Here is a 12322-nt window from a genome sequence, read left to right on the forward strand (position 1 = left end):
CGTCTCAGCGCTGCTTGTCGTCGTCTCCCGGACGACGCGTGGCCAGATACCGCTCGAGTTCCGCGGCCAGCTCGTCGGCGCTGGGCAGGTCGCGCTCGTCGAAACCGCCCTCGTCACCGGTGTCGTCCCTGCCTGCCATGTACGCGTCGTAGCGCTGCTCGAGCCCGCGCAGCATCTGCACCAGCTCCTCGCTGCCCTGCACCTGCTCCGCGACGCGGGCGTGGAACTCCTCGCTGCGCTCGTGGACGGCATCCATCCTCAGGACCAGCCCGGTGCCCGCCATGAGCTTGTCGGCCGCGGCCACGACCGTGTCGGGATACTCGGTGTCGGCGAGGTAGTGCGGCACGAGCAGGACGAAGCCGGCCACGCGCACGTCGTTCTCCGCCAGGCGGAACTCGAGCAGGTGCGCGGCGGTCGCCGGAACCTGGGTGCGCGGGCGCCACACCGAGTGCACGGCGGTGAGGTCGCGTCGGTTGCCGCTGACAGTGACGCCCAGCGGGCGGGTGTGCGGAACGGGCATGGCGATCGAGTGCACCCACGTGACGGTCGAGACCTGGAACGCCTCCACGAAGTCGACGACGGCTCGCGCGAACGCGTTCCACGCGAAGTCGGGCTCGTAACCGGAGAGGAGGAGGAACGACTGGCCGAGCGCGTCGTGCGCCAGCGAGAGCTCGAGCCGCGCCGGGCGGTACTCGGTCAGGTGGTCCTGGTCGAAGACCACGATCGGGCGGCGTGCGCGATAGTCGAGCAGGTCGTCGTTGTCGAACACGGCGAGCGGCTTCGGGTCGGTCGTCGCGTCGAGGTGCTCGATGAGGCCGGCGACGGCGCTGCCGGCGTCGGTGAAGCCGGTGAGCAGGATGACCAGGGGCAGGCCGGTCGGCACATCGGGTGCCCCGGGAACCGACTCGAAGAGGTCAGCAGGTGACGGCATATCTCCATGCTACGAGTCGCGTCCCCGGCTCGGGCGGCGCCGTGCATGCTCACAGCGAACACGGCCGGGGCGCCTCGGCCCGGCCGTGGGAGGCCGTCCATAGGATGGGGGCATGACGCTTCCCGTGATCACCCACACGACCGATCCGTTCCCCGGAGGCACCGCAGACGCCGCTGTGCTCGTCATCCCCGATCCCTCCTCCGCCGCCGACGCGCTGAGCGGATACGAGGGGCTTGCCGACACCCTGGCAGGCATCGGATTCAAGGGAACGGCCTCCGCTTACGCCCGCGTGCACCTGCCGACAGTGACGTCGCTGCCGCTTGCCGTCGTCAGCGCGGGGAAGACCCCGGATGCCGCGGCCGTGCGCGACGCCGTCGCGACCGCGGTGCGCTCGCTGACGGGCTTCGCGACGGTGTCGCTGGGCTTCGCCGGCGACCTCGAGCAGTACGCCGATGCGGCGGCGGAGGGCGCGCTGCTCGGCGGTTACCGCTTCGACGACTACCGCTCCGAGAAGAAGCCCTCGCGCGCCGATACCATCGTGCTGCACGCCGCCACGATCGGCGAGGGCGCGCTCGAGCATGCTCGCGCCGCCGCGGAGGCCGTCGCCCTGGTCAAGGACCTCGTCTCGGTGCCCGCGGAGTGGCAGAGCCCTGCTCAGCTCGCCGACGAGGCTGTGAAGGCGGTCGCCGATCTGCCGATCGAGGTCGAGGTGCTCGACGAGAGTCAGCTCGAGGAGCAGGGCTACGGCGGCATCCTCGGCGTGGGGCGCGGATCGGACCGTCCCCCGCGTCTGGTGCGCCTGTCGTACTCTCCTGCCGATGCGACGCGCCACATCGCGCTGGTCGGCAAGGGCATCACCTTCGACACCGGTGGCCTCTCGCTCAAGCCCGCCGCCAGCATGGTCGGGATGAAGTTCGACATGGCGGGCGCTGCCACCTCGCTGGCCGCCGTCCGAGCCGTGGCCGCCCTCGGACTGCCGGTGCGGGTCACCGCGTTCCTGTGCATCGCCGACAACATGCCGTCCGGCCGCGCCACCCGTCCCGGCGACGTGCTGCGGATGCTCGACGGGCAGACCGTCGAGGTGATGAACACCGACGCCGAGGGTCGCCTGGTCATGGCCGACGGGCTCGTCGCCGCCAGCAGGGAGAACCCCGACGTGATCATCGACGTCGCGACGCTCACCGGCGCGATCATCGTGGCGCTCGGGATGCGCCACACGGGCGTGATGGGAGACGACGACGCGGTCGCGGAGTACCTCGCCGCCGCCGAGTCCGTCGGTGAGGACGCCTGGCCGCTTCCGCTTCCCGATTTCATGGAGGAGAGCCTCGACTCGCAGATCGCCGACATGGTGAACGCGAACATGGCCGACCGCTCGGGCGGGTCGCTCTTCGCCGGTCTGTTCCTGCGCCGCTTCATCGGCCGCACATCGGATGCCGAGGACGCGCCGCGCATCCCGTGGGTGCACCTCGACATCGCCGGCTCGGGTGAGCACAAGGGCGCGCCATACGGGTTCACGGAGAAGGGCCCCACCGGCGCCGCGGTTCGCTCGCTCATCGCCTTCGCCCTGGCATCGGCGAAGGAGTCCTGATGGCAACGCACGAGTTCGATCTCGTCGTCCTCGGCGGTGGCAGCGGCGGCTATGCGGCCGCGCTGCGCGCCAGCGAGCTGGGCAAGAAGGTCGCCCTGATCGAGAAGGACAAGGTCGGCGGAACCTGCCTGCACCGGGGCTGCATACCCACCAAGGCCCTGCTGCACGCCGCCGAGGTGGCCGACCACGTCCGCTCGGCGGCATCCGTCGGCGTGACGGCGACCCTCGAGACGGTCGACGTGGTCGGAGTTCGCTCGTACCGCGAGGGCATCGTCGCCAAGAAGTTCAAGGGCCTCGAGGGACTCATCAAGGCGCGCGGCATCACCACGGTCTCCGGAGAGGGCCGGCTCGACGCCGACCGCTCGGTCGTCGTGGGCGACGACCGCTACGTGGGCACGGACGTCGTCCTCGCCACCGGCTCGTACAGCCGGTCGCTGCCCGGTCTCGAGATCGGCGGGCGCATCCTCACCAGCGAGCACGCCCTGGCGCTCGACGAGGTGCCCGGCAGCGTGATCATCCTGGGTGGCGGCGTCATCGGCGTCGAGTTCGCCAGTGTCTGGAAGTCGTTCGGCGCAGAGGTCACGATCGTCGAAGCGCTGCCGCATCTCGTCCCCAACGAGGACATCGCGATGAGCAAGGGGCTCGAGCGTGCCTTCCGGCGCCGCGGCATCCGCTACTCGCTCGGCACGCGCTTCGCGAAGGCAGAGCAGGACGACGCGCAGGTGACCGTGACGCTCGAGGACGGCAAGAGCTTCACCGCCGACTACCTCCTCGTCGCGGTCGGTCGCGGACCGGTGACCGAAGGCCTCGGGTTCGAGGAGGCGGGCGTGAGCCTCGAGCGCGGCTTCGTGACGGTCGACGAGCAGCTGCGCACCGCCGTACCCGGCGTCTGGGCGGTCGGCGACATCGTGCCGGGTCTGCAGCTCGCACACCGGAGCTTCCAGCAGGGAATCGCGGTGGCCGAGCGGATCGCGGGAATGGACGTGCCGACTCCCCCCGAGTCGCAGATCCCTCGCGTGACCTACAGCAGTCCCGAAGTGGCGTCGGTCGGCATCACTGAGGAGGCCGCCGTCGCCGCGCACGGTGCCGATGGCATCGTGTCGTACGAGTACAACCTCGCCGGCAACGGCAAGAGCGAGATCATCGGCACGAGCGGCACGGTCAAGGTCGTACGCCGCAAGGACGGCCCGGTTCTCGGTGTGCACCTGCTCGGTGACCGCGTGGGGGAGCTCATCACCGAAGGCCAGCTCGCCGTGGCCTGGGAGGCGCATCCCGAAGACATCGCGCCGCTCATCCACGCGCACCCCACGCAGAGCGAAGCGCTCGGCGAGGCTTTCCTCGCACTCGCCGGAAAACCGCTGCACGCGCTGTAGGAACGCACCAATATCCATAGACTCCCAGGTCACTAAGCTTGGGGCATCACAATTTTCCGAAGGAGACTCGACATGAGCACAGCCGTGGTCCTTCCCGCACTCGGGGAGAGCGTCACCGAGGGCACGGTCACTCGCTGGCTGAAGCAGGTCGGCGACACCGTTCAGGCTGATGAAGGCCTGCTGGAGATCTCGACCGACAAGGTCGACACCGAGATCCCGTCCCCCGTCAGCGGTGTGATCGAGGAGATCCTCGTCGCAGAGGATGAGACCGTCGAGGTCGGCGCGCTTCTCGCGCGCATCGGCGACGGCAGCGGTGCATCGTCGGGCGGCGACGCCCCGGCCGCCGAAGCACCGGCCGAGCAGCAGCAGGCACCCGCCGAGCAGGCCCAGTCGCCGGCAGCCCCGGCAGAGAATGAGGTCGAGGCCGCTCAGCAGTCCGCCCAGAGCGGACCGTCCGCGCCTGTGGCATCGGGCGACGCCACGGACGTGGTTCTGCCGGAACTCGGCGAAAGCGTCACCGAGGGCACCGTCACACGCTGGCTGAAGCAGGTGGGCGACGACGTCGCGGTCGACGAGGCACTGCTCGAGATCTCGACCGACAAGGTCGACACCGAGATCCCGTCGCCCGTCGCCGGAACCCTCCAGGAGATCCTGGCCGGTGAAGACGAGACCGTCGAGGTCGGCGCGGTCCTCGCCCGCATCGGCTCCGGCGCACCCGCGGCCCAGGAGGCACCGGCCCAGCAGGCGCCCGCTCAGCAGGAGGCACCGGCCCAGCAGCAGGCACCGGCCCAGCAGCAGGCACCGGCCCAGCAGCAGGCACCGGCCCAGCAGCAGGCACCGGCTCAGCAGCAGGCACCGGCCCAGCAGCAGGCACCGGCCCAGCAGCAGGCACCGGCCCAGCAGCAGGCACCGGCTCAGCAGGCACCCGCTTCCAGCGACTCCGACTCCGACTCGCTCTACGTGACTCCGCTGGTGCGCCGCCTGGCCAGCCAGCAGGGCGTCGACCTGACGAAGGTCACCGGCACCGGCGTCGGAGGACGCATCCGCAAGGAGGACGTCCTCAAGGCCGCCGAGACGGCCACGCAGGCACCGGCCGCCGAGGCGGCCGCTCCGGCAGCTCCCGCACTCGAGGTCTCCCCGCTGCGCGGCACGACGCAGAAGATGTCGCGTCTGCGCAAGGTCGTGGCCGAGCGTGCTGTGGCGTCGATGCAGCAGACCGCGCAGCTGACCACCTTCGTCGAGGTCGATGTCACCAAGCTCGCGGCTTTCCGCAACGCGAAGAAGGACGAGTTCAACCAGAAGACCGGCGCGAAGCTCTCGTTCCTGCCGTTCTTCACGCTCGCCGCCGCGGAAGCGCTGCAGGCCTTCCCGATCATCAACTCGACCGTCGACGGCGACTCGATCGTGTACCCGGCGAGCGAGAACATCTCGATCGCGGTCGACACCGAGCGCGGCCTGCTCACCCCGGTCGTCCGTGATGCGGGAACGAAGAACATCGCCCAGCTCGCGCAGGAGATCGCCGACCTGGCGGCCCGCACGCGTGACAACAAGCTGAAGCCCGACGAGCTCGCCGGCGGCACCTTCACGGTGACCAACACGGGCTCGCGCGGCGCGCTGTTCGACACGCCCCTGGTGTTCCTGCCCCAGTCGGCGATTCTGGGCACCGGCGTCGTGTTCAAGCGCCCCGGCGTGGTCACGGTCGACGGCGTGGACGCCATCGCCGTCCGCTCGTACGTCTACCTGGCGATCTCCTACGATCACCGCACGATCGACGGCGCCGACGCTGCCCGCTTCCTCGGCGCGATCAAGACCCGCCTCGAGTCGGCGGAGTTCACCGCGAACCTCGGGATCTGAGCGCGCTCAGCCCTGACCTGATGGCTGGTCCGCGACGTCGTAGACGTCTCGGACCAGCCATCGGTCTTTCTGCATGACGAGCACCAGCATCTGCTCACCGAGCTCACCTGACGAGCCGAGGCGCAGCACGCTCACATCGCCGTAGTCCTCCACAGCCGAGATCGTGCGCGTCGCGTCCGTTCCGGTCAGCCTCTCCAGCACCGCGCCGCCTGCGCCATCGACGATCGCGTCGGCGCACTCCCGGTCCCCCCTGTCCGCGCACGCCAGCACGGCTGTCAGCAGCGCAGCAGCATGCTGCTGCGCAGAGCCGTCCAGCACGGCATCCGGCGCGGGCACGGTCGCCGGCTGCCGCTCGTCCGCCGCATCGGTGGGCGCCCGTGCCGCATCACCGGGATCCGGCGCCGGCGCCGACCCCGCCGGTGGCTCCGCGGCGTGATCGGCCGCGCCCGTCGGCGCCAGCGCACCTGTCGCCTCAGCAGCCCCTTCGATCGCCGCAGAGTCCTCATCCGCCGTCGGCCACATCAAGCCGCCGACCAGAACCAGCGCGGCCGCCGCACCGCCGACGACCAGCACGCGCGCTCGCGGGGCGCGAGCTGTCCGCCGGGCCGCCCCGACCTCCGACGCGACCGGCTCCCGGCGGCGCCCGGCTTCTCGCACGGCGCGTCTTCCGTGGCGTCCGACTGCGGACCGCAGCAGATGCCCCACGTGCTGTGCTGTCGCCGCCAGCCGGTCCCGCACGCGGTGCAGTGCGCTCGGCTCCGCGGCCAGCAGGTCCGACTCCTCGCGCAGATGCGCCCTGTGCACGCCGATCGTCACCACGCGTTCGGGGGCGAGGACGTCACGAACCAGCGCGCGAGGTGCCGCCAGCTCCGTCAGCTCGCGCTCGAATCGCTCGATCTCCCGGCGGACGATGCGCTGATCTCCTGCCGCCGCACCGATCTCGTCGAGCACCCTGGTCAGCGCGCGATCCGTGCAGCCCTCCCGCAGCCGTACGATGAGCGCGACCGCGGACGCGGCGCACCCCATCCCCTCGCCCGGCGCGAACACGGGGCGCGCCTCGTCGGTCAGCCACCACTGCCCTGTGACTCCGCGATCGGCGACCTCGACGATCCCGCGCAGCAGGCTGCCGACCAGCGTCACCGTCTCGCCCGCCGAGAGAGCGCTCTGCGCCGCAGCACGGCGCCCGACGAACACCTCCACCCGTTCCGCACACCACGGCAGCACCGCGTCGTGACCGTCCGCCCTGCGCAGCACATCGCGCACGCCGGCGACGTGCTCGGCACCGGCCAGCTCCCACAGCTGCTCGGCCACGGCTTCGGCGTCCACCCGCACAGCACGTCGCTCGCCGTCGGTGATCAGCTCGCCGGCGTACGCGGATTCGTGCGCATCCAGCATCCGGATCGCGCGGTGCGCCTCCGACGTCAGCACTGCCCTCTCATCCATCCGACCATCTCAGCGCGCGTCATCGTCCGTGCGCGCCGGAAGGAGCCGACCTGGGGACGATCGAGCCGATCTCGCCGGCTGTGCAGGAGGAACGGACATCGCGGAATCGGTAGGCTGTACGCATGGCAAAGAGTGCTCCCGTCACCGAGAAGCGGCCCGGCTTCTTCTCGCAGATCCGTTCCCTGTTCCGTTTCACGCGGGACGTGTACGGCTGGCTGCCGTGGGCACAGATCGCCATCCTCATCGCGGGTGTGCTGATCGGTCTGATCATCGGATTCCTCATCAGCGGCACCTCTGTGCTCGGGCTGATCCTGTGGGGCTTCACCGGCCTGCTGTTCGGAGTCCTGGGCGCGATGTTCCTCATGACACGCCTGTCCACCACAGCGATGTACGCCAAGATCGACGGGATGCCCGGCGCGAGCGGCCACGTGCTCAGCACCAGCCTGGGTCGAAGCTGGTCGGCCTCCGACATCCCCGTCGGCATCAACCCGAAGACCCAGGAGGCGGTGTACCGCGTGGTCGGCCGCGGTGGCATCGTGATCGTCGGCGAAGGCGCTCGCGGTCGTCTCACCCGGCTGATCAACGAAGAGCGTCAGAAGGCGCAGCGCGTCGCGCACGGTGTGCCGGTCACGGTTCTCTACGTCGGACACGGCGATGACGATGTCGCCATCGCCGACCTGTCCAAGACGATCAAGAAGCTGCCGAAGGCGATCGACAAGGCCACCATGGCCGCGGTGATCCGCCGCATCGAGTCGGTTTCGCAGTCGCTGTCGTCGCTGCCGATCCCGAAGGGCATCGACCCGACGCGCGTGCGCTCGCAGCGTCCGCGCTGAGCCCGCCGGCCCCGAGACATGCAGAACGGCCCCTCTCGCTCGAGAGGGGCCGTTCCGCATGTCTCACTCGCCCAGGGGCTCCTTCGGCAGTCGCCGCACGCGCGGACGGCGGCGTCGCTTCTCGGGAATCATCGAGCGCATCTCCTCGAGCTTGCCGAAGCACAGCAGCCGGTCCTCGGCCTCGAGCTCGACGTGCTTACGCGGGTTGGGAATCACGCTCACGCCGCGGTGCAGCGTCAGGACCGTGATGTCACGATCCCACAGGCCGAGATCGCCGAGCTTCATGCCCACCTGCTCGGCGCCGGAATGGATGAGCAGCTCCGCCACCCCGTAACCCGTCGAGACGCTCAGCCGCTGACGCACGTCGATGTCGGGGAACGCGACCTGGTTCGCGATGTAGTCGATGATGGCGCCGGCGACGTCGAGCTTCGTCGCCGTCTCGATGCCCTGCAGCCCCGGAGACGAGTTGACCTCCATGACCAGCGGGCCGTCGTCGCTCTCGAGCATGTCGACCCCCGCGACGCGCAGACCCATGATCTGGGCCGAGCGCACCGCCGTCTGCTCGTACACCGGGTCGAGGGTCACCGGCTCCACGCGTCCGCCGCGATGCACGTTCGAGCGGAACTCGTCGCCGTCGGCGACGCGGCGCATCGCGGCGACGACGCGATCGCCGACCACGAGAGCCCGGATGTCGCGCCCGCGGCTCTCGGCGATGAACTTCTGGATGAGCACGTTCTGCTTCGTCGAGTGCAGCGTCTCGATGATCGCCTCCGCGACCTTGACCTGCGGGGCGAGGATCACGCCGATCCCCTGAGTGCCCTCCAGCAGCTTGATCACGACGGGAGCACCGCCCACCCGTTCGATCGCCGGGCGGACATCCGCACGGTTGCGCACGAACGCGGTCGGCGGCATCGCGATGTTGTGCCGGGACAGGATCTGGTTGGCGCGGAGCTTGTCGCGCGCGCTCGAGATGCCGTTGGCCGTGTTCGGCGTATAGACGTCCATCTGCTCGAACTGACGCACCACGGCGGTGCCGAAGTAGGTGATCGAATTGCCGATGCGAGGCAGGATCGCGTCGTACTCGCTGAGTTGCTTGCCGCGGAAGAAGAGATCGGGCGCGTCGGCGGTGAGATCGATCGCGAACCGCAGCGTGTTCAGCACCTTCACGTTGTGCCCGCGCTGCTGCGCGGCGGCCCGAAGACGCTGCGTCGAGTACGAGTGCGGGGCGCGCGAGAGAACAGCGATCTTCACAGAGGTTTCCTGCCAGGATGTAGAGGTGACACGGTCCTCTCATTCAAACACGTCCACGGGTTGGCGGGAGTGGGTCGGACTGCCGGACCTGGGCATCGACTGGCTCAAGGCCAAGATCGACACGGGCGCTCGCACATCGTCACTGCACGCCTTCGACGTGAGCGAGTTCGAGCGCGACGGCGAGGACTGGGTGCGCTTCACCGTGCACCCCTGGCAGGAGAGCACCGCCGATGCGGTGGTGCACGAGACGCGCGTGCATGACCGACGGGCCGTGCGCAGTTCATCGGGGCACACCGAGCACCGCATCGTCGTCACCATGCGGCTGCGGCTGGTGGGCAGGGAGGTGGATGCCGAGGTCACCCTCACCAACCGGGACGAGATGGGCTTCCGGATGCTGATCGGCCGCGAGGCGCTGCGTCAGGGGTTCCTCGTCGACCCCGCCCGCTCGTACCTCGGCGGTCGTGCCCCGCGCGAGATGCGCAACCGCAACCGCGGCCGCTGACGCTTCGACAGGCTCAGCGACCCAGTTGCAGGACGCGGTCCCGCATGTCAGCCGCGGGTCAGCAACGTGCCGGCGAGCTTGTCGTGCAGGCCGCGCTGATCGGCATCCCAGATCACCGCGGGGATGACGAACACCAGCAGCAGCGTCCGCACGATCGGACGCCACAGCCCCACCCACGCGCCGTCCAGACGCAGCACGCGCATGCCGAGCATTCGGTGACCGGGGCTGCCGTTGGCCGTCGGCAGGAACACGATCTGCAGCAGGGCGAAGACCATCATCGGCGCGAACTGGCGCCACCCGGCCTCGGCCGGCAGCTCGAGCGGGTCGTAGCCGAGGAAGCCGATCGCGATGATCGTGGCCGCGAAGTAGTCGATCGCCAGGGCGGCGATCCGGCGGCCGGGTCGGGCGATGCTCCCCGGTCCGGAGATGGGCATTCCGAGGCGTTCGCCGGGGTAGTCACTCACTCTCTCAGCCTACCGAGCGGCTGTAACATGCCTGAAACACAGCGGACACGACTGAGAAACTCCATGCGCATAACCTGCGTAAGGTTGATGCAACCGATACCCGATCAGGAGTCGTACATGTTCACAGAGCCCGCCGAGGTCGTCCGCTACATCGAGGAGAACGACGTCAAGTTCCTCGACATCCGATTCACCGACCTTCCCGGGGTCCAGCAGCACTTCAACATCCCCGCGTCGACGGTCGATGACGACTTCTTCCGCGACGGGCAGCTCTTCGACGGCTCGTCGATCCGCGGCTTCGCGAGCATCCACGAGTCGGACATGCAGCTGATCCCCGACGTCACCACCGCGTACATCGACCCGTTCCGTGCGGCGAAGACCCTGGTGATGATCTTCGACATCTACAACCCGCGCACAGGCGAGATCTACAGCAAGGACCCGCGCCAGGTCGCCAAGAAGGCTGAGAAGTATCTCGCATCGACCGGCATCGCCGACACCGCGTTCTTCGCCCCCGAGGCGGAGTTCTACATCTTCGACGACGTGCGCTACTCGGTGACCGCCGGCGACAGCTTCTACAAGATCGACTCCGAGGAGGCCGCGTGGAATTCGGGTCGTGAGGAGGAGGGCGGCAATCTCGCCAACAAGACGCCGTTCAAGGGCGGCTACTTCCCCGTCGCCCCGGTCGACAAGACCGCCGATCTGCGCGATGACATAACCCTGCGCCTGATCGACTCGGGCTTCCATCTCGAGCGCTCGCACCACGAGGTCGGCACGGCCGGCCAGCAGGAGATCAACTACCGCTTCGACACGATGGTCAGCGCGGCCGACGACATCCTGAAGTTCAAGTACATCGTCAAGAACACCGCCGAGGAATGGGGCAAGACGGTCACGTTCATGCCCAAGCCGCTCTTCGGCGACAACGGCTCCGGCATGCACACGCACCAGTCGCTCTGGCTCGACGGCAAGCCGCTGTTCTTCGACGAAGCCGGCTACGGCCAGCTCAGCGACATCGCACGCTGGTACATCGGCGGTCTGCTCAAGCACGCCCACGCCGTGCTCGCGTTCACCAACCCGACGCTGAACAGCTACCACCGCCTGGTGAAGCACTTCGAAGCACCCGTGAACCTCGCCTACTCCGCCGGCAACCGCTCGGCGGCGATCCGCATCCCCCTCACCGGTTCCAACCCGAAGGCGAAGCGCATCGAGTTCCGCGTTCCGGATGCCTCGTCGAACCCCTACCTCGCCTTCGCCGCGCAGCTGATGGCGGGCCTGGACGGCATCAAGAACCGCATCGAGCCGATGGAGCCCATCGACAAGGACCTGTACGAGCTTCCCCCCGAGGAGGCGGCGAACATCCCGCAGGTGCCGAACTCGCTGCTCGACTCGCTCGAGGCGCTGCGCCGTGACCACGACTTCCTCCTCGAGGGCGGCGTGTTCACACAGGAGCTCATCGACACCTGGATCTCGTACAAGTACGACAACGAGATCCTGCCGATGGCCCAGCGCCCGCACCCGTACGAGTTCGAGCTGTACTACGGAGTCTGATTTCGTGGGGCTCTGAGAAACTCTCTCCCAGCCTGCGAGCCCAGTGAATCACTGAGCCCCAGACGGCAGTCGCCGTCTGGGGCTCAGTGATTACGGACGTTTACGGACGTTTTCGGGCAGTGAACGGACGGGTTTTCGGACGGGACGAATCGCGACGCTGCCGAGCCGTCAGGTAGGGACTACTCCCCCGTCTCCTCGAGCTTGAGCCACAGCGCCTCGCGACGTTCAGCGGGGCGCGTGCCGCGACTGGGCACGGCCAGCACGTGACCGAAGAGCTCGCGGGCGACCGACGCACCAGAACGTCACGATCGTTGCCGGTGGCGCAGCATCGAACCGTCGCACGCCGAGACGATCTGGCGTTACAATCACGCGTTCGATGAAGGGGTGCATCGTCAACGGACAAGTCGCCCACGTGACGTGCGAAGTACCGATCAGAGCCCCGAGAAACAAGGACCTGCTGGACGGCATCGGCAAGCTCACCAAACGTCGGCACTCGCGTCGACGACGGATAGACATCGATGCTTGTAGACACGTCGGCCTC

General features: G+C 68.8%; 10 protein-coding genes. 6 read left to right on the forward strand and 4 right to left on the reverse strand.

The window, feature by feature from the left end; all coding sequences use genetic code 11:
* Window positions 1–4: 4 nt before the first annotated feature.
* Window positions 5–931, reverse strand: a complete 927-nt coding sequence (locus V2S05_RS03950; protein ID WP_271637539.1) for a proteasome assembly chaperone family protein — start codon at window positions 929–931, stop codon at window positions 5–7.
* Between the two features lie 112 nt (window positions 932–1043).
* Between V2S05_RS03950 and V2S05_RS03955 the strand changes: the two genes are divergently transcribed.
* From V2S05_RS03955 to sucB, 3 genes are all read left to right on the forward strand, one after another.
* Entirely contained in the window at window positions 1044–2519 is a 1476-nt protein-coding gene (locus tag V2S05_RS03955) for a leucyl aminopeptidase (RefSeq protein ID WP_413633996.1), read from the forward strand.
* Entirely contained in the window at window positions 2519–3892 is a 1374-nt protein-coding gene (gene lpdA, locus V2S05_RS03960; protein WP_413633998.1) for a dihydrolipoyl dehydrogenase, read from the forward strand. The genes V2S05_RS03955 and lpdA overlap by 1 nt, the downstream gene beginning before the upstream one ends.
* A gap of 72 nt (window positions 3893–3964) precedes the next feature.
* Window positions 3965–5746, forward strand: coding sequence for a 2-oxoglutarate dehydrogenase, E2 component, dihydrolipoamide succinyltransferase (gene sucB, locus V2S05_RS03965; RefSeq protein ID WP_413634000.1), 1782 nt, complete (start codon window positions 3965–3967; stop codon window positions 5744–5746).
* Between the two features lie 6 nt (window positions 5747–5752).
* Here sucB and V2S05_RS03970 read toward each other — a convergent pair whose 3' ends face one another.
* Window positions 5753–7189 (reverse strand): hypothetical protein, encoded by a 1437-nt coding sequence (locus tag V2S05_RS03970; protein ID WP_413634001.1) that lies wholly within the window; start codon window positions 7187–7189, stop codon window positions 5753–5755.
* Window positions 7190–7311: 122 nt separating this feature from the next.
* Between V2S05_RS03970 and V2S05_RS03975 the strand changes: the two genes are divergently transcribed.
* A complete protein-coding gene (locus V2S05_RS03975; protein WP_413634003.1) occupies window positions 7312–8022 on the forward strand; it encodes a DUF4191 domain-containing protein in 711 nt (236 codons plus the stop codon).
* A 63-nt stretch (window positions 8023–8085) separates the two neighbouring features.
* On the opposite strand, the gene V2S05_RS03980 is transcribed toward V2S05_RS03975, so the two are convergent.
* Window positions 8086–9273 carry a RimK family alpha-L-glutamate ligase gene (locus V2S05_RS03980; RefSeq protein WP_101186677.1) on the reverse strand — a complete coding sequence of 396 codons (1188 nt, stop codon included), beginning with the start codon at window positions 9271–9273 and terminating at the stop codon, window positions 8086–8088.
* A gap of 25 nt (window positions 9274–9298) precedes the next feature.
* On the opposite strand from V2S05_RS03980, the gene V2S05_RS03985 reads away from it, so the two are divergent.
* Window positions 9299–9775, forward strand: a complete 477-nt coding sequence (locus V2S05_RS03985; RefSeq protein WP_413634004.1) for an ATP-dependent zinc protease — start codon at window positions 9299–9301, stop codon at window positions 9773–9775.
* A gap of 47 nt (window positions 9776–9822) precedes the next feature.
* Here the strand turns inward: V2S05_RS03985 and V2S05_RS03990 are convergent, their stop codons facing one another.
* Window positions 9823–10209 (reverse strand): RDD family protein, encoded by a 387-nt coding sequence (locus V2S05_RS03990; protein ID WP_413635229.1) that lies wholly within the window; start codon window positions 10207–10209, stop codon window positions 9823–9825.
* Between the two features lie 147 nt (window positions 10210–10356).
* On the opposite strand from V2S05_RS03990, the gene glnA reads away from it, so the two are divergent.
* Window positions 10357–11781 (forward strand): type I glutamate--ammonia ligase, encoded by a 1425-nt coding sequence (gene glnA / locus V2S05_RS03995; RefSeq protein WP_413634006.1) that lies wholly within the window; start codon window positions 10357–10359, stop codon window positions 11779–11781.
* Window positions 11782–12322 lie beyond the last annotated feature (541 nt).

It is taken from the genome of Microbacterium sp. OR16, from assembly GCF_047306725.1.
In the GTDB taxonomy this organism is placed as follows: domain Bacteria; phylum Actinomycetota; class Actinomycetes; order Actinomycetales; family Microbacteriaceae; genus Microbacterium.